The organism is Occallatibacter gabretensis, from assembly GCF_001449115.1.
GTDB classification, from domain to species: Bacteria; Acidobacteriota; Terriglobia; order Terriglobales; family Acidobacteriaceae; genus Telmatobacter; species Telmatobacter gabretensis.
This window is the reverse complement of record NZ_LAIJ01000010.1, coordinates 592710-611039: the sequence shown is the minus strand read 5'-3', so window position 1 is coordinate 611039 and position 18330 is coordinate 592710. Positions and strand designations below refer to the sequence as shown.

Below are 18330 nucleotides of genomic sequence, written 5' to 3'. Positions count from 1 at the left end.
CCATCCCAATCAAACTTCACCACGCTTGAGCATTCTCTCCATTTCACCCATTCTCCGAGATGATCAACATATCATATACGTGTATGCATCAAATAATTGACTTTCTAAATCTTGGTATGTATACATGTTGGTACATCCGGGCCGCCGCTGAGCGAGCAGGCATTGCCAATCGCAACCAATAGAGGGAATTCCGGCTCGGCAATTTATCCGGGAGGGAGCTTGAGTCTCCACCTCTTCGAATGTGACGACAACCTGGTCGACGAATCAAGTTGTAAGGCGCACCCCACTGGAGCTGCGGCGCAATGACTGAATGGCAAGAAGACAGCCTTCGGGCTCAATACACGGTCCCAACGGTGGAAATATCTTCAATCTTGGATAGCATTCCCAGCGTCTCGGCAGCCGTTATAGGCGACTTTTGCCTGGATATTTATTGGGCAATTGACCGATCCGCATCTGAGCTCTCAATTGAGACCGGACTCAACACTGAGCCGGTCAGTCACCAGCGATACTCGCCAGGCGGTGCGGGCAACGTGGTTATGAACCTACTGGCTCTTGGGGTTGAAACCGTCTATCCCGTAGGAGTGTTAGGGGAAGATCCTTTTGGGCGCGAGCTGCGACTGCTATTCAAAGACCCTCATGTAAATTGCACCGGCCTGGTATCGCAGGATAAAGGCTGGGCGACGCCGGCTTATATTAAGCCGTGTGTGGAAAGTCAGGAATTGAGCCGTATCGATATTGGAAATTTCAATCGGCTATCCGATTTAGCGGAAGCGGAGCTTCTTACAAAACTTGAAGAGATTCTGCGCAGGGTCTCCGTAGTTTTGATCAATCATCAAGTTACTGGAAGCATTCATGACTCCCCGGCCTTTCGACATCGACTCGCGCAGTTGATAGAGCGGTATCCTCAACTGATCTTCATCGTCGACTCACGCGGATACCATGATTCTTATCCAAAGGCGATTCATAAGCTCAACGAACATGAAATTATGCGGGCAAGTGGAAAGCCTGTTGATGCCCACGAAACAGTTCTTCTGGAAGACCTCATTCAGCAAGCTCCGTTGCTTTGCGAACGTTGGAATTCGCCCCTCATCGTCACTCGCGGAGAGCGGGGCTGTATCATCGCCGCCGGCGGTGAAGTATCTCGGGTCTACGGTCTACAACTATCCGGCCCGTTAGATCCGGTCGGGGCGGGCGACACTTTTTGTGCGGCGCTTATGGCCTGTATCTCAGCCGGAGCAGGTCTCGCTTCCGCCGCGTTCGTCGCCAATATTGCGGCTGCGGTTACAGTTCAGAAACTTCTCCAGACTGGCACCGCGAGTCGCCAGGAAATTCTTGAATTGGGGAAGCATGCTGATCGCGTTCACAATCCGGAACTTGCCGAATCTCTCCATCGCGCACGATATATTGACGGATCCGAAATCGAAACCATCAACAAGCCCATCCCTGCTCTAAATATCCGACATATCCTATTCGATCATGATGGCACCATCTCCACGCTCCGCCAAGGGTGGGAAGAGATCATGGAACCGATGATGATCAGGTCCATTCTTGGAACTCAACATCGCATGGATGATGAAGCAGTATTCCTTCGAATCCGAAAGCGTGTGCGAGAGTTCATCGAGCGCACAACGGGCATTCAGACAATCGCGCAGATGCACGGACTCGCGCAATTGATCGGAGAGTTTGGACTTGTGCCGGAGAACCAGGTCCGTTCAGCGACGGAATATAAAGAAATGTTCAACAAGGAACTTACAGAAGTTGTAGACATGCGTATAGCTAAGCTCGATCGCGGCGAATTGAGCGTTAGCGACTTCACATTGAAGGGCGTGGTGCCGTTTCTTCGAGCGCTCAGGCAGGCTGGCGTGCTGCTCTACCTAGCCAGTGGCACCGACGTGGAGGACGTGAAAAGGGAGGCCGAACGACTAGGCTACGCAGATGTCTTCGATGGTAGAATCTACGGTTCAATTGGCGAGGTCGACAAAGATGCAAAGAGAATCGTCATCGAAGGAATTCTTAACAAGATCAATGGAGCTGCCGAACAAATCATCACGTTTGGAGATGGACCTGTCGAAATTCGCGAAACTGTGCGGCGAGATGCGCTCGCCGTAGGTGTTGCCAGCAACGAATTGCGCCGCTTCGGGTTGAATCCAGAAAAACGAACTCGCCTCATTCGCGCAGGAGCGAATGCAGTTGTTCCTGATTTCTCGCAATGGCAAAAACTCTGGGAGGTGCTTCAACTCCCTCGTCCGCGCTTACAAAACATCTCGCATCCTCAATTTGACCGCTCCCATTTGCAGACTCGTAAACTCAATGTCCGTGTGAACAAGGTCAACATCGAGCGCGACGCTGTTTTGGTGGAAGCCACGCCAGGACCTATTTCCCCGGCGACTGCAGGGGCATTAGTGGAATGCGCGGAGAAAATCCGCGCTGCTCGAAGCGCTGGCCGACCTGTCATGCTGGCCTTTGGTGCGCACACCATTAAGAATGGCCTGGCACCGGTTCTTATCCAACTCATGGAGCAGGGATGGGTCACTCTTCTCGCCACCAACGGAGCAGGAATCATTCACGATTGGGAGTTTGCTTTTCAAGGATTCAGTAGTGAGGATGTCCGATCCAATGTGAATCTTGGCCAATTCGGTATGTGGGAAGAGACAGGATTCAATCTGAATCTAGCGCTAATCGTTGGGGCCTACGAGGGGATTGGTTACGGTGAGGCTGTAGGCAAGATGATCATGCGCGATGGGTTAGACATTCCCGTTCCGGAGGAGTTGTTAAGAATTGCCAGGACCAACGCAGAACAGGATCCCAGCAGTGCTGCTTCAGCCCTCGATCTAGCGGATACGATTCAAAGATTCGGCCTTGAACCTGGCTTCCGTCCTATCCCTCATCCCTTCAAGAAGTACAGCGCACAGGCTGCAGCTTTTCGACTGAACATTCCTTTCACAGCGCATCCGATGTTCGGCCATGACGTCATTTACACCCACCCGATAAACAACGGAGCAGCAATTGGACGCGTCGCACTGAGAGACTTTCTCACTTACGCGGAACAAGTACATCGATTGGAGGGAGGAGTGTATCTTTCGGTGGGTTCTGCTGTAATGTCACCGATGGTATTCGAGAAATCGCTTTCCATGTCGCAAAATCTTGAACTGCTGCAAGAGCGCAAGATCACCAACCACCACATGGTCATTGTTGACTTGGCCGAGAACTCCTGGGACTGGCAACGTGATGGTGAACCACCTGCTGACAATCCTGCCTATTACTTGCGCTTTTGCAAAACATTCAGCCGGATGGGTGGAACGATGCGTTATGTCTGCGCCGATAACCGCGACTTCCTACTCGCACTGCTACAGGAACTACGAGGATAACGATGTCAACACACCTTCGGGATTTGATCGAACGCTATCCCCTGCTGAAAGAATGCCAGTCTGAAATTCAAGATGCATATGATCTGCTGACTGCGACGTTCAGAAGAGACGGAAAGCTTCTGCTATGCGGAAATGGTGGAAGCGCCGCGGATGCGGAGCATTGGGCCGGCGAACTTCTCAAGAGCTTTTCACATCCCAGGCCGCTCACCGCTTCCATGCGCAAGGGACTGCCGCCCAAAATGGCTGCCCATCTCCAATGGGCATTTCCGGTCATTCCATTGACGGGCTTTCTTGCTTTTTCAACGGCATTCGGAAATGATGTCGATCCAGAATATGTCTTTGCGCAGCTCGTACTCGCACTTGGTAGAAGCAGCGATGTGCTGGCTGCATTGAGCACCTCGGGAAACGCCTCCAATGTGTGCCGCGCTGCTGAGGTCGCTCGTGCGAAGAGCCTCCCTGTTCTGGGATTGACGGGAAAATCCGGCGGCAGCCTCAAAGAATTAGCTGACGTCTGTATTTGCGTTCCAAGCACGCTGACGCCGCACGTTCAGGAATTCCATCTTCCCATTTATCACTGCCTCTCGTTGATGCTGGAAGAATATTTCGTAAGACATTGGGAATAATCACAGATTGGAGCTAATTGCGATGACGACATCAGACTTTCAAAGCCCATTATTTTTCGAGCGAAATCGCGTCTTCCGAGTTTACGAAGGGGGCAAGCTTTTTCATGATTTCTTTGGAGACGAAGCCGTCGACGGGAATTTGCCTGAGGAGTGGATCGCATCGAAGGTGAAAGCCTTGAACAAGGAGATGCGAGGGCCAGATGAAGGGCTTTCAAGAATCCGAGGTGAGGAGACAACCTTTGCCTCGCTGCTCGCAAGCAATCCTGGGGAAATGACCAATGGCAATGGATTCGACATTCTAGTCAAGATTCTCGATAGCGCCGTCCGATTGCCGGCTCAAACTCATCCTGATCCTGAGTTCTCGAGAAAACATTTCGCTAGTAACCATGGGAAGACTGAGTGTTGGGTCATCCTTGCAACCAGACCGGGTGCAAAGCTCTTCTTCGGCTTCAAGCAAGGCGTGACTGAAACTGATTTGCGCCTCGCAGTGAGAAACGGCGAACAACCAGGCGACGCCTTTCCCGTTCTGCTTCAAGAGGTCGAGGCCAACTCAGGCGACGTGTGGTTGATCCCTGCCCGCGTTGCACATGCGATCGGAGCCGGATGTCTGATTCTGGAAGTCCAGGAACCGACTGACTTCACGATTCAACCTGAACGCTGGTGCGATCGTTATCGCCTCTCCGATCAGGAAATGTATCTTGGCCTCGATAAAGAGGTGGCTCTCGGTTGTTTTGATTTGGAGCAGGCAGGACCTTCGGTTCTCGCTCGGGGAAGGAAGGAGGCGAAGGTTGACGAGGAAAACAATGATTATCGAAAAGAAGTTCTCATCTCATTCAAAGATACGCCCTGCTTCGCTGTAAATCGGTACCGAGTGAAAACGTCTTGTGCCTTGCAGAACCTGGCGGTCTACGTCGTAACAAGCGGGGAGGGCGAATTGGCGAGCTTGGCTGGTACAAGTAAAGTGAAGAAAGGCGCGTATTTCTTCGTTCCCTTCGCTGCTCATGGAGTTACGATCCATACCAAAGAGGGGATGGAATTAATTGAGTGCCTCCCCCCAGTTCAAGTTAAGACAATTTGATAAGCGGGAAACTCCGAAGCTTTTCCCAAGTCCCAGCACGGCTCCAGCGTAATCTACACAAGGCTTGATGACCCTGTCGGGCAAGTTGTATAAAAGGACACAATTGTTGCCGCACACATACTCAGCGTCTTGGAGCGCGATCTCTTGCCTCGCGTCTCCACATGGAGGTCATCTTATAAACGTCAAGAGTGTTAAAGATGCTCCCCGATCGTCCCATATCAAGTTCAATGCCGCGAACATTCGTAGTCGCCGGTAACTCCGTGACGATGTACCGCCTTCCCCCATCGATAAATATCTCGGCTACAGATTTGTCGATCAATATCTCCGCAGCTCCGATGCCTTTGTCGAGGTCGCCGAACTTCACAGTCGCCAGAGACTTTCCCTGGTATCGAATGGTCAGCTCGTCATCTCTCTCTAAGGTTACCTGCATCTTCATATGCAGAGGTCCAGGAGGAATAAGATGCAGCCTCCTGTTAGCATCCATAGCAGTTAGTGAAGACCATGTATACTCCCTGGCGTGCAACCCTTCGATTTCCCGAATAGGAGTAGCAAGCAATCTAAGACCATCCTTTGTAGTGGCTAACTTGAATTCCGTTGGGAAGAGCATCATCTGACTGAAGGGCATGCCTGGTTCGGTGATTCTTCCCCATGCCATTTGGACACGCCTTCCGTCCGGCATATCGGCGAAGGACTGGGCAGCATAAAGAATGTCGTCTCCCTTCGTGTTTTTTCCCTCCGCGTAGCTCAGCGCCGATGATTCAGGAGTGAATGTGCTGCCATCGAAACTGCCGATAAAGTATGTAGGCGAGCCGCCATGAAGGATCCACTTGCGATGACTGTTATCTCCGTCAACGGGTAACTCAAAGAAATCCGGGCATTCATGAAGACCCTTGAAGTGACTCTGCCGCGTCCATAATTTCAGGTCGGCCGAATTAAAGAAAGACATCCCGTCATTCTCAAATAAGACCATCACCCAACGCTTTGTCGGTTCATACCAGAAGACCTTTGGATCCCTCGTGTCATTCGTACCTGCCTCGATGTTGGTGTCAAGAACTGGATTACCAGTAAAGCGGGTGAACGTAACTCCATTGTCGGTGCTGTAGGCAATGCACTGCACCTGCTTATGCGAGAAGCGGTCGAAGGCTGTATAGACAAGCACGAGCGCATCTTTCCCCCACCCGCCGTCATTGTTGCGATCGACGACGCTTGAACCGGACCAGGGAGAGCCCAGCTTGTCGACCATGAGAGCGGGCGGCAACTCTCGCCAATGAACCAGGTCCTTGCTCACTGCGTGTCCCCAATACATAAAACCGGTATCCCACGTCACTCCAAATGGAAACGCCTGCCAGAACAGATGGTATTGGCCCTTGTAAAAAATCGGACCGTTGATGTCATTACTCCATCCACGCTTGACCGTAAAGTGAAACTTGGGCCGATTGAGTTCTTTATACAAGCTGCCTTGACCGTCAATCTTGCTCGACTGATAGATGCGCCCCAACGCCAACTGCGACGCACTGCCGGACAGTGTGATTGACTGCCCCTGAAATTCACTCACATCGATAAATATCCAGTAGTCGATTGATCCTTCCGCCAATTGCGCTGGGAATTCGCGCTGCGGTTTGCCATTGACGCTGATCTGAAACACGCGCATTTTGGCTTCGCGACCGATGGGGATATTCAAGTATTGCTTCGTAATATGCGTTACCGTAGTCTCCGCACAAAGGGAGATCGGAAGGTAAGCATGAAGACCTAACAGGCAGACGCTAAGACGAAAACACCTTAGAGCGAGGACGCGAATAGCAAACCACGTACGATTGCGACCAAAGCCGCCAGCCATCGTTCCGGCTCCCGCCGCGCTATTTCCAATAGACAAATGCATCCCTACCTCGATATTGGACACATGTAAAAGAATCGTCTTTATCGATCCGCAACTTGGTTTGGGACGGAACTTGAGAGATTCGGCCCGCTAAACTAGCCAAATTGAGAGCTCATTGAGTAATTCGGATTTGCGCCGCAAGAGGCCCGTACGATGAGCTCGCAGTCAAGCGAAATTGTGCGAGGAACCATTGACGGATCTTCGAGTCGAGCTAGCATAGCCTTCATCGCAGCAATGCCAATTTCGAGGCATGGCTGGCGTAGTGTTGTTAGAGGGACCGGAAGAATGCTCGCATATCTTACGTCGTCGAAACCCACAAGCCGGATTGTTTGTGGTACGGCAATTCCAAGCTTTGCGAGTGTGTGCATCAGTTGCCCCGCTGTATAGTCGGTTGCGCAAAGTACGCCATCGGGACGAACGACCTCAACCCAGCGTTGGACAGTGTCTATATCGGTCGGATCCGCCATTAAGATACACTCAGAGGACATCCCGGACGAATATTGACGCATTGCTTCACTCAAGCCTGCAATGCGTGCATTCACCGTTGGGGCCGAACCGGGACGACCAACGAACCCAAGTCTTGTGCAGCCGAGGTCCAGGAGATATTTAGCCATTCTGCATCCTTCGCGCCAATTGTCTATACCAACAAGATCGTGCTGCGTAGGCTCTGGGAACGGTTGTATGCTGCGATCCAGCAAGATAATTGGAATGCTTGCTTCATCCAAACGATTAACAATCTGCTGATTAATCTCCTTGGTATGAGAAGTTAGCTCGAGTGGTGCAAAGAAGACTCCATCCACCCTTCTTGCAATAAATGAGTTACAGAGCTCAAGAGCCTGAGCTTCCTTGTTAACACTGGAGTTCGATATGTTTCCCCAGATAAGAGCTTGTTGCGACGAGCTACCGGCTCGTGCCAAGCCCGCACATATAGGTTCAAATATTTCGCCTTCCCCTAAGTTGGGAAAGAGAAGCCCAAACGAGTGTGCAGCATTATCACGCTGGAGTCCGACGTAGGTTCCCGAACCTGCCTTACGTTCTACAAGCCCTTCCGACTCTAATTGTCGGAGAGCACGGATTACCGTTAGTCGCGAACTGCTAAAGTGCTTGCTCAACTCGGAATCGCTAGGAAGCTTGTCCCCCGGAGGATATTCCAAAGAGCAGATCTTCGCGCGTAACATGTCGGCAATTTGCTTGTATTTTGGCGGCGCTTCTGACGACGAATCTAGATCGTGCATAATATCCCCGTTAAACTCCATGCAAGAACGCTTTGTATAAGAATGTGCTTTGTTTCACCGGGAAGGTACACCCTGATTTTTGAAATGCTAATATCCGTTGCAAGCCCGGTCGATTGAAAAGGCCGACTTGGATTGCACTTCGCCATCCACTTGGCTCCCCCTGATGTGTCGGACCGATCAACATGCGGTTGATGAGAGCTGTTCGCTCAGTTTGTCTTTGCCTCAGCCTGCCGCCTTGATTCCAAACCTTTCAACGATCACCGATTTGGGGCAGACAAAGTCATTCGAATTAGTTGGTCCAATGAAACAGCCTCGGTAGTCATCCGCTGGAAATCCACTGCTAAATTGGTAGTCCAACCCTTTTTACCGCCCGCGGAACCGAGGATATCTGGAGGAAGCGGATGCCTTCGGTATTAGCTGTCCGCCCGTACGAGGGCAGCCGGATCGTGTTTAGACCCGTAAACATCGGTAGGTTACTAGACATGTCGATATACTACATCACTTATTTATCCATAGACAAGTCTGTAGATTGATTGGCAGCTTTGTGCTAGTGCCTGAGGGGAACTTCTCGAGGTCGCACTAATACGGATCAGATCGAGAAAGCTATTTTGGCTGCTGCCAGCCTCTATTCCGTCCCTTCGTAAGGATCTGCAACAGAAGCATTTGACTTGTCTGCGCTGCTGTTCAACCAAGCCTTCCATCCTCTCCGGAGAAAACGCAATTCAGGAGCGGGCCCGAACTTGCGTGCTTGGCAAGACTTCTGTCCCGGCGCGCGGCTCCACCTCCGACAATCTCGCTCGGGCAATGAAAGAGGGGGCATGAGCTTCTTTCGCCGCGGCGGTGTCTGGTGGTATGAGTTCTGGTTTGCGGGACGACGGGTTCAGGGATCGATCAAGCGCACGTACCTTGAGCTTGAGCATCTTTCATTTGCGGAGCCGAATGCGCATTATGTCACCCGGATCGCGAGGATGCGAAGCAGAAAACCCACTTCCTCATTGACACTCTTCGGCGATATTGCCGGTCACGTCTCCAGCAAATGCTCAAGCACTACAGCCACATTCGCATGGAGGCCAAGCGCGCGGCCCTCGAATCCATCGTCAAGAAGTCAGCGAATGAGGGCGCCTCTGCTCAACGGAAAGGGCAGGATGTGGCCTCGCCGCAAGAGGCCCTACAAGCGGCCGGGAACGGAGTCCCGCGGCCAACGAGCAGTCACACAATGACCCTCTCGGCCGGAGCAAGAAAAACGGGACAGCATTGCTCAGAATCGCCATTGATTGCGCAGCATTTTGAAGGGGAGTCCCTACAAAAGTCCCTACAGTCTTGTATTTTGGAGGGTGTCAGGAGGCTGAGAAGTATTGTAAGTTGTTGATTCTAATTGGTGGACGCGGTAGGAATCGAACCTACAACCTGTCGGTTAAGAGCCGAATGCTCTGCCAGTTGAGCTACGCGTCCGGGAGGGTTGAAATGGGGCCTTTTGCGCGCCGGGATACGCTCCGGAAAGCGTGCTCTGAGCAGTAAAACTGCCTCAGCCACCTCAATGAATATACCACAGAGTTGTCTTGCTTAAAAAGCGCGCGTAAGCAATCTAGAATGTAAACGCAAGCCCGGCGCTCAGGCTGCGCTGCTCCTGGGCAAAGATCAGCAGCGACCCATCATTGAGCACAAATGATCTGTATCCTTGCGCCAGCAGATTCCGCGCGTCCACCATCGCATCGATGCTGTGCGCGTGCTCTCCGCGCACGCGGTATATGGGCTGCCGCACATGCAGATTCATGAATGGCTCGGCCGCATCGAGCGCATAGGGCGCCACTCGCGTCAGAGTCTCCTCCGGCTGCCAGCGATAACTGGCGCGCCAGCGAGTTCCCGTGCCGTCAATCGTTCCTGAAAGCGAGAGCGAATACATTTGCGTCCGCCGCGGCTTGGCCGCGCCCGCCAGCGCACTCAGCGACATGGCTCCGTGCGCACCGGAAATCACAAGCGCATCGCCGTTGGCATAGCTCAGTCGCACCGAGTTGCCGCCAGGCAGTCGATGCTCAACGCTGGCCACCACGCCTGCCGTCGAGAATCCTTCTCCTGCGGTGCGTATCAAGCCGCTGGCCGGATCCATAAGCGCCTGTCCGGCAAAGCCCATTCCACCCGTCTGGTGCGCGCTGGCTTCCAACATCGGATTGCTGATCGAATCGGCATACACCAGAATCTGCACGCCGGAAGCATCCGTGCGGCGCTCCCACCCAATCTCCTGGTGCGTGCCGCGCTCCACAACGAGCTTTCCATTTGCCATTTCCACTGCCGGCAGCACACCTGCAGCTCCCGAAGCATCGGCTCCCGGAGCCGGCACGGCTGTCGCCATCCGGTAGTGAATTTCGTTGTTGCCCGTCCGCCAGCCAACCATGGCAAACGGCATCTCTGCCAGGACCGTATTCGGGCCATTCTGTATAAAGCGCGCCATCACCTGCTGCGTGCCTACTTCCGCCTCAGCCATATCGCCGAACTGCATCCGCTCAGTAGTCCGAACCGCAGCCTCTTCCAGCCCCACGCCCGCTCCATTACCTCCGGCATCTTCAATCTCCGGATGCATCGCAACCGCAGCTACCGACTCAACGGAGCCGGCAAATCCAAGGTCCTGCCGGAAGCCAAGCATTGACTCCATGCCGGCATTGGTCGTAGGGTCAAAATCCACGCGCGCTAGAAGCTCACGGCTGCTCGAAGGCGTATCTTCCACTTCCATCGTGATACGCTCGCCATCCTCGCCAAATGCGCCCTGTTGCCCGCTGGCAACTAGACGCGCCTTCAGCCTGGGCTGCGAGTTCGGCCCCTCGGAAACCACCACCAGCGGGCCATCTTCCAGCCAGCGCAGCAACGGACGGTTTGCCGTCGAGCGCAGCGTCCACGCCCAATCATCCTTCTGCGTGCTCGCATTGCGCGGCTGCGCGGGGAGCCACTGCATTACTTCATAGAGAGTATTCAGAGTGAGATTAACCACTGTCGCTGAGCGAACACGGACATTTTCGCGCAGCGATGGCAGGAAGGAGCTCCCGATAGCCTTCACGGCATAGGAGCCGGGCAGCACAGAAGCAAATACAAAATGTCCCTTGCTGTTCGTATAGGCGTTCGCCGCCACCGTCAGATCGGCCTTGATAAGCTGCACTTCGGCGCCGATTTGCGGCACCCCTGCCGAGTCGCGCACCATTCCCGATACTGACGTCTGTGCGCCGGCTTCGACCGAAGCCGCGGCCAGACCGGCCAGCATAAGAAACAACGCGAGATGGAGCCTGCGTATGATCACTCTTGGCATCTGTGACTGCGCGGCGTCTCTGGCAAATCCGAAGTGCAAGCTCAACTGCATTTTCCCCCACGCGGAATTCCGGTCTGAAGCCGGGTTACCGGGTTTGTGGGGGAATGTTTTCTATTCCACGACAAAGGGAGCCGATTGCGCAATCTCTTGTTTGGAGATTGTGTCGTTGACCTTGATCGTTACCTTGTACTTGCCCGGCTGGAGACCTGCGATCGGGAGCAGCTTCTCCACCGTCAGCTGGTTGCTGTGAGCGCCCAGGTCCTTGGATTCAATCTCTTTCTCAAAGATGACGTTGTTTGTGGTCGAATCAATGATCTGATAGGTCACCTTGGCTAGATTGCTCTTGCTCTGCTCGTCGATGCTGAGGTTGTACACCTGCATCCAGAAAGCCAGATTCTGGTTTCGCTTGTAGCTCACCGGCGTGGCTGGGCCGGCCTGTACGCGCGGGCAGATCTTCGTGCCGCCAATGACGCACGTGCCGGTGCCTACCGAGTGCGAGTCAACAGGCGCCAGGTTATCGGAGAGAATCAGCGATGAGGTGGAGAGCTTCTCATCGTCGAACGTCGGCACATTGATACCGCGCCCATACAGGCCCACGTGGTCCGGGTTGTTCACGTCCTTGATAGCAATGTCGATGCGGTAGAGGCCGGGAAGAAGCGGAAGCGCCTGCCAGTAAATCTTTTTGCTGTCCAGCGCCTTCTCCAGCAGCTCGGCCGGCTCCTGCACAGAGACCGTATCTTCAAAGGTCTGCACCGTCTTGTGCGTCAGCGTAGTTACCTTGCCCAGGATGTTGACGCTTGCAGTCGAAACACCATCCTTGGTTACAAAGGTCAAATCACGGTTCTTGAGCTGTACCGTGATAGGCACCAGTACAGTGCTCTCCGTTACCCGGACAAAGTCCGTACGAACATCAAACGGCAGCGGCGGTCCGGTCAGAATCGTGTGCTCGGAGATGAATCCTTCCAGGTCCTTGAACTTGATCGGCGGCGGCGCAAATAACTTCGCAGCCAGTTCAATGCGGTCAAACTCCTTGGTATTCTGCCCGCTCGACTGCGGTCCCAGGCCAAGCGCTTCGCCGCTGCCCTTGAAGCGGTCAGCCTTCTTGGCCATGCCCATCTCTTCCCACTGCGTCAGGCCCGCGCCCGGTACGCGCAACAGAGCATCCTTTTCGCTGCGGTCAATGGTGAAGTGGTAGTCGCCGCACTGGCAGGTGTCCACAAACTCGATATCGATGTTGTCGCCGATGCCTTCGAGATAACGGTAATGCCAGGTCTCAAAGGGGAAGGTCGAAGTCTGGCCTCCGCCTTCTTCAATCGGACGCTGATATGCGCCGCCGGAGGGGTGGGAATCTGTCGAGTCCGGCTTGCCGAAGGCGATATATATATGACCCCGATCGGTCTTCCATCCCGGCTTGCCCGCCGCATAGTGGTCGTTCGCATATTGAATACGGCGATAGTGCTCATCTCGAAATTCGTTCTCGGGAGAATCGGGATTCGGGTTGCGCCGCAGCCAGAAGTTTTCGATAAACGACTCGCGTTCTTCGTCGTTCGAGAGGCTTCTAAAAGCCTTCCGTTCCTCATCCGTAATGATGTAAGCCACATCCTGTTCGAGCCAGGTCTTGTATGCGCCCTTTAACTCTGTCCGGAGGTTCTTACGTGCATCCAGTGTTTCCTTGTCGCTGCGCTTGCGCTTCAGGGGATCCTGATCGTCTTGCGTGGCTGCTCCGGCACTCGGCGGTGGAGTCGACTGCTGCGCTGCCATCCTGGCGGCGGGAACTGCAAACAAACCGCACAGTACTGCGGTGGCAAACAAGGAACTGCGGCTGTGCGTCATAACCCTCAAAGAACTCCTGGATCACCGATGCTGATTGCCTTTATTCTACGGTCCGGAAGCAACGACGGCAAGATATTCCCCAGCGCCTGTCCCTGCCTGATCCCTGCTCTGGCGCAGATAAATCTGCAAGTTGGACTCTCCAGGAGCCGGAAAGTAACCTTTTGGGGCAAAAATTGGCCCTGTATTCTGCCTCTCAGCCTTCACCGGATAGCAGAAAACCGGAACACTTTTCGATAACTCAAGGAACTCTTTGCGAAGTTTTTGCGTACACTGGACTGGTACCCCTCAGGGAGCAAAAAGTCGCACATGAAGAAGATTCTTTTGATTGCCCTCATTCTGCTTGCGGTCGCCGGAGCTGTGACCTTTTACGTCATCAAGCAGCAATCCGGCTTCACCAAGGTCCTCACTGCCAAAGTCGCCCGCCAGGAGCTGACCACCGTGGTCAGCGGCACCGGTCAGATCAGGCCCAAAACCTTCGTTGTTCTTGGCGCCACCGCCATGGGCCGCATCACGCACCTCTACGTCAAGGAAGGCGACCACGTAAAGAAGGGTCAGCTTGTGGCCACCGTCGAGAACGTACAGCAGACGGCGCAGGTTGTCGGTCAGCAGGCAGCCATCGCGGCGGCCAAAACCGACATTAACAGTTACATCGCCGCCGAAAAGACTGCCGATGCCAACATCGAACACGCCAAAGCTGATCTTGAGCAGAAAAAGCTCGACTGGGACCGCGCCCAGGGTCTTTACAAAGCCGGCATCATGGCCAAGCAGGACTACGACGCCAAAAAGGCTGCTTACGATACCGACGTCGCCACGCTCGACCAGAACATAGCTCAGCTCAACCAGGCCAAGGCCAATACGGATTCCGCCCGCGGCCATCTCGGCACACAGGTTGCCACGCTGCAGGCCAACAAGAACATGCTGGACCTGACGAATGCCATTGCGCCCTTTGACGGCATCGTCACCAACCAGCCCGTCCGCGAAGGCGAAACCGTGGTCGAAGGCATCCAGAACACCTCAGGCTCGACGTTCATGACCATCGCCGACATGAGCATCATTACCGCCGAAGTCAAAGTGGACGAAACCGACATTGTGAACGTCAAGATCGGCCAGCCCGCGGATGTAACCGTGGACGCAGTTCCCGGCCGCGTCTTCAAAGGACACGTAACCCTCGTCGGCGATCAGGCCCTGTTGCGCTCTACCGGCGTCGCCACTTCGCAGTCCACCTCCGGCACCGAAGAGGCGAAGGACTTCAAGGTTGTCATCACGCTCGATCAGCCAGACGAGACCTTGCGCCCCGGCCTCTCCACCACGGCCAAAATCACCACGGCACAAAAATCCGGCGTGCTCGCTTTGCCCATCCAGGCGCTCACCATCAAAACGGTCGAGACCCCGCCATCCGGCAATGTGCAGGCTGCCACTAAGCCCGCCGGCACGCCTGAGCCGCAGGGCGTCTACGTCGTCGACAAGGACAAGTCCGGTAATCTCCGTGTACACTTCGTCACCGTCACCACCGGCATCACCGGAGCCACCCAGATTGAAGTGCTCTCCGGTCTGACAGAAGGCCAGGAGATCGTCATCGGTCCCTTCAAGACACTGCGTGCCCTGAAAGAGAACGCTCTCATCAAGCGCGACACCGAGAAGCCAGCGCCGATACCGTCCTCAACTACATAAGCAGAAGAGGAACGAACCCGGTTTGATCTGCGTATGTCTTAAATAAGTGATTCGTTTTTAGTGATTCGTGATGAGCAGAGATCTACTCTCATCCATTCACGAGTCCTGACAACGAATCACGAATCACGAATCACCGAAAGAAGAACATGGCTCTCGACAGCGTCGGAACCGAAGAAAGCACACAGCAGGCAGCTCGTCCAACGGGCGACGTCATTGTCGTCGAAAACCTCTGGCGCACCTACGACATGGGCTCCGAGCAGCAGGTGCACGCCCTCCGCGGCCTCAACCTCCGCATCCGCCACAATGAATATGTGGCCATCATGGGTCCCTCCGGCTCCGGCAAATCCACGCTGATGAACCTCATCGGCTGCCTCGACACGCCTTCGCAGGGCAAGTACTGGCTCAACAACCAGCTCGTCAGCGATCTTGATGACGACCAGCTCGCACGCATCCGCAACAAGGAAATCGGCTTCGTCTTCCAGACCTTCAACCTGCTGGCCCGTGCCACTTCGCTGCACAACGTCGAGCTGCCGCTCATCTACAACGGCACCCCTGCTGCCGAGCGCATTGAACGCGCCAAAGCCTCCCTCGCCAGCGTCAATCTTGAAGAACGCATGATGCACAAGCCCAACGAGCTCTCAGGCGGCCAGCGTCAGCGCGTCGCCATCGCCCGCGCGCTCGTCAACCGGCCCTCCATCATCCTGGCCGACGAGCCCACCGGCAACCTTGACTCCAAGACCGGCGTAGAGATCATGGCCCTCTTCGATGCGCTCCACGCCAAAGGCAACACCATCGTCCTCGTCACCCATGAGCCGGACATCGCCGAATACGCTCACCGCGTCGTCATGATCCGCGACGGCCAGCTCTTCTCCGACACCCCAAGCAAAAGGTTCCAGAGCAGCCAGGGATAAGGAACAAGAAAAACAACTGCGCTGGTCATCCTGCAAGGATATTGGATGATCAGCGCATTTTGCTTATGCGTCAAAATAAGACACCCCGCAACAGCCGATCCGCATCCCGCCCTTGTCCCTTGTCCCTTGTCCCTTGTCCCTTGTCCCTTGTCCCTTGTCCCTTGTCCCTGCCTTACTAACGTTCTTCCCCTGCCCGCCGATGAAACACCTGTTGGCCATTTCCTGGCCACCGGGCCCTATTTTGGCGCTCCATCTGTACCGGAGGCAGGCAAGTTGAGCACACAACCTAACCCCATTCCCTATCTTTCTCAGCTTCCTGCCCTTCCGGATCACGCGGAGAACGGTTTGTCACAGAACGCACACGCGACCGGCATCAGCTCTGCCTGGCGTAAGCTCCTTCTGCAGGCTGAAATGGCCGCGCCGCACCTGCAAATTGCCTCAATTGAAGGCGAGCAAGGATCAGGCAAGCAGACCGTCGCCCGTTATCTGCTCAGCCGTTCGCCATTGGCCCGCGCCGTCTTTCAGCGCCATGATGCGCGCGAGTGGCTGCTCAGCGATCTTGACCCTGCCAGGCTCTCCGGCTTTCTGTATCTGGATCGCGTAGACCTGCTCACGCCTCCAGGCCAAGCCCTGCTGCTGAATGTTTTCAAAGCAATTGAGAACCGGCAGCCACAGCGCCACACCTTTCCCGGCCATCCCCAGCAGAGCGCGGATGACCGCTCGCCACGCTTGTTGATCGTTGCTTCCTCGCAGGCCTCAATCCGTCAAATGGCCGGTCAGGGCCAGTTCCTTCCCGACCTCGCCTTCCGTCTCACCGCCTGCCGCTTTGCTGTTCCCGCGCTGCGCATGCGCAAGGAAGACATTGCACCCATCGCGCAAGCCCTCCTCGACCGGCTCTGCGCCCGCTACCAGCAGCGCCCCGTCTCGCTCGGGCCCGGCACACTCGCCCGCCTGCTCCAGCACAACTGGCCCGGCAACGTGCGTGAACTGGCCAGCGTGCTCGAAGCCGCCATCCTCGAATCGACCAGCGACGCCATCCTCCCCGCCAACCTGGCCCTCCCCGCCCCAGGCCAGATGCCACATGATCTCTCTCTCGGTCCACAATCCAGTCCGCTCACGCTCGACGACATAATTCAACGCCACGTGCAGTATGTCCTCGATCTCAACCGCGGCAACAAGCTCCGCGCCGCCCGCCAACTCGGCATCAGCCGCTCCACGCTCTATCGCCTGCTTGGCAACGAGTCTGTCCTCACCAATTAAGCGATCCTCTTCGCTGCCCCGAGACGCGGGTGCCGATGCAAGTGACAGGTGCCCCACTCATGCGCAGCTTCGTCGCGCATGGGTGGGATCGCACAAAGGCCGAGTCTTCCGAAGCCAGTCCTGCGAAAATTAACCTATGCAAACCCTGCGGCTGACCAGCACGCCGGAAGACCTCTCCCGCGCCGCTGAAATTCTCCGTTCCGGCGGCCTCGTAGCCTTCCCCACGGAGACCGTCTATGGCCTCGGAGCCAACGCGCTGGATCCCGCTGCCGTAGCCCGCATCTTTGCCGCAAAGCAGCGCCCCGCCTGGGATCCAGTCATTGTCCACATCGCAGACACAGTCACGCTCTCTCAAATCACCACAGAGGTCCCGCCATCCGCGCAGAATCTTATCGACCACTTCTGGCCCGGCCCGCTCACCCTTCTCCTGCCCCGCTCTTCGGCAATCCCCGACACCGTCACCGCCGGCCGTCCTCTCGTCGGCGTGCGCATGCCCGCGCATCCCATAGCCTTTGAGCTCATCCGTCTCGCCGGCGTCCCCATCGCCGCGCCCAGCGCCAACCGCTTCGGCCACACCAGCCCAACCACCGCGGAGCACGTACTCGCCGACCTCGATGGCCGCATCGACGCCATCGTCGATGCCGGACCCACGCTTCACGGTGTCGAGTCCACCGTCCTCGATCCCACGCAGAACCCCATCGTGATCTACCGCCCTGGGGCTATCACTCTGGAACAAGTTCGCGCTGTCGCGGGTTCCGCTCATATGTACGAACCCCCTCCAAAAAGCAAAAGCCCGGAGGGCCTGCCATCCCCAGGCGTCGGTATTCGCCACTACGCGCCGCGCGCGCATCTCATTCTGATCGAAGCGCCGGATGCAGATCTGCCCGCCGCACTCACACACGCCGCCGCCAATCACACGCAAAATCACGAACAGGAACGCCTCGGCATTCTTCTCCCGCGCGAATTCGCGCAGACTGCCCCGCAGCACGCAGCAATCTTTGACTGGGGAAGCTGGTCCACACCGGCAGAACTCGCGGCACGCCTCTATTCCGGTCTCCGCGAACTCGACGCCGCAGGCTGCGATCACATTCTCTGCCCGCTGCCCTCCGCAGAAGGCATCGGAGCCGCACTCCGCGATCGTCTCCGCAAAGCCGCTTGGAAGAACGAGAGACTTTAGGCA

Annotated in this window: 11 protein-coding genes and 1 tRNA gene; 7 read left to right on the top strand and 5 right to left on the bottom strand. The window is 55.5% G+C overall.

Annotation, left to right across the window (positions count from 1 at the left end; translation table 11 throughout):
• The first annotated feature begins 302 nt into the window (after positions 1-302).
• The 3 genes from VO84_RS22265 to VO84_RS18715 are packed head-to-tail and all read left to right on the top strand — an operon-like array spanning position 303 to position 5069.
• Entirely contained in the window at positions 303-3368 is a 3066-nt protein-coding gene (locus VO84_RS22265) for a PfkB family carbohydrate kinase (protein WP_082662159.1), read from the top strand.
• 23 nt (positions 3369-3391) lie between these two features.
• Positions 3392-3991, top strand: coding sequence for a D-sedoheptulose-7-phosphate isomerase (locus VO84_RS18720; RefSeq protein ID WP_197414107.1), 600 nt, complete (start codon positions 3392-3394; stop codon positions 3989-3991).
• Between the two features lie 22 nt (positions 3992-4013).
• Positions 4014-5069 (top strand): class I mannose-6-phosphate isomerase, encoded by a 1056-nt coding sequence (locus tag VO84_RS18715; protein WP_157440000.1) that lies wholly within the window; start codon positions 4014-4016, stop codon positions 5067-5069.
• A 121-nt stretch (positions 5070-5190) separates the two neighbouring features.
• On the opposite strand, the gene VO84_RS18710 is transcribed toward VO84_RS18715, so the two are convergent.
• The 5 genes from VO84_RS18710 to VO84_RS18685 all read right to left on the bottom strand — a co-directional run bounded on the left by VO84_RS18710 (position 5191) and on the right by VO84_RS18685 (position 13308).
• Positions 5191-6906, bottom strand: a complete 1716-nt coding sequence (locus VO84_RS18710; RefSeq protein ID WP_058189263.1) for a glycoside hydrolase family 32 protein — start codon at positions 6904-6906, stop codon at positions 5191-5193.
• Positions 6907-7040: 134 nt separating this feature from the next.
• Positions 7041-8201: a GntR family transcriptional regulator gene (locus VO84_RS18705; protein WP_058189262.1), complete on the bottom strand. Its 1161-nt coding sequence runs from the start codon at positions 8199-8201 to the stop codon at positions 7041-7043.
• A 1355-nt stretch (positions 8202-9556) separates the two neighbouring features.
• A tRNA-Lys gene (locus VO84_RS18695) sits at positions 9557-9632 on the bottom strand.
• 133 nt (positions 9633-9765) lie between these two features.
• On the bottom strand, positions 9766-11526 hold the full coding sequence (locus VO84_RS18690; RefSeq protein ID WP_082662157.1) for a carboxypeptidase-like regulatory domain-containing protein: 1761 nt from the start codon (positions 11524-11526) through the stop codon (positions 9766-9768).
• A gap of 60 nt (positions 11527-11586) precedes the next feature.
• Entirely contained in the window at positions 11587-13308 is a 1722-nt protein-coding gene (locus VO84_RS18685; protein ID WP_058189259.1) for a GWxTD domain-containing protein, read from the bottom strand.
• A 306-nt stretch (positions 13309-13614) separates the two neighbouring features.
• Between VO84_RS18685 and VO84_RS18680 the strand changes: the two genes are divergently transcribed.
• The 4 genes from VO84_RS18680 (at position 13615) to VO84_RS18665 (ending at position 18327) form a co-directional block, all read left to right on the top strand.
• Positions 13615-14979 carry an efflux RND transporter periplasmic adaptor subunit gene (locus tag VO84_RS18680; protein ID WP_058189258.1) on the top strand — a complete coding sequence of 455 codons (1365 nt, stop codon included), beginning with the start codon at positions 13615-13617 and terminating at the stop codon, positions 14977-14979.
• A gap of 146 nt (positions 14980-15125) precedes the next feature.
• Positions 15126-15890 (top strand): ABC transporter ATP-binding protein, encoded by a 765-nt coding sequence (locus VO84_RS18675; RefSeq protein ID WP_058189257.1) that lies wholly within the window; start codon positions 15126-15128, stop codon positions 15888-15890.
• A gap of 273 nt (positions 15891-16163) precedes the next feature.
• On the top strand, positions 16164-17150 hold the full coding sequence (locus VO84_RS18670; protein ID WP_157439999.1) for a sigma-54-dependent transcriptional regulator: 987 nt from the start codon (positions 16164-16166) through the stop codon (positions 17148-17150).
• Between the two features lie 136 nt (positions 17151-17286).
• Complete coding sequence (locus tag VO84_RS18665) at positions 17287-18327, top strand: L-threonylcarbamoyladenylate synthase (protein ID WP_058189255.1); 1041 nt, start codon at positions 17287-17289, stop codon at positions 18325-18327.
• The last annotated feature ends 3 nt before the right edge of the window (positions 18328-18330 follow it).

Bases quoted from the DNA above. Each gene is read 5' to 3' on its own strand.
- VO84_RS22265 (WP_082662159.1), top strand. From the start codon at position 303: ATGACTGAATGGCAAGAAGACAGCCTTCGGGCTCAATACACGGTCCCA.
- VO84_RS18715 (WP_157440000.1), top strand. From the start codon at position 4,014: ATGACGACATCAGACTTTCAAAGCCCATTATTTTTCGAGCGAAATCGC.
- VO84_RS18710 (WP_058189263.1), bottom strand. From the start codon at position 6,906: ATGGCTGGCGGCTTTGGTCGCAATCGTACGTGGTTTGCTATTCGCGTC.
- VO84_RS18705 (WP_058189262.1), bottom strand. From the start codon at position 8,201: ATGGAGTTTAACGGGGATATTATGCACGATCTAGATTCGTCGTCAGAA.
- VO84_RS18690 (WP_082662157.1), bottom strand. From the start codon at position 11,526: ATGCAGTTGAGCTTGCACTTCGGATTTGCCAGAGACGCCGCGCAGTCA.
- VO84_RS18685 (WP_058189259.1), bottom strand. From the start codon at position 13,308: ATGACGCACAGCCGCAGTTCCTTGTTTGCCACCGCAGTACTGTGCGGT.
- VO84_RS18680 (WP_058189258.1), top strand. From the start codon at position 13,615: ATGAAGAAGATTCTTTTGATTGCCCTCATTCTGCTTGCGGTCGCCGGA.
- VO84_RS18675 (WP_058189257.1), top strand. From the start codon at position 15,126: ATGGCTCTCGACAGCGTCGGAACCGAAGAAAGCACACAGCAGGCAGCT.
- VO84_RS18665 (WP_058189255.1), top strand. From the start codon at position 17,287: ATGCAAACCCTGCGGCTGACCAGCACGCCGGAAGACCTCTCCCGCGCC.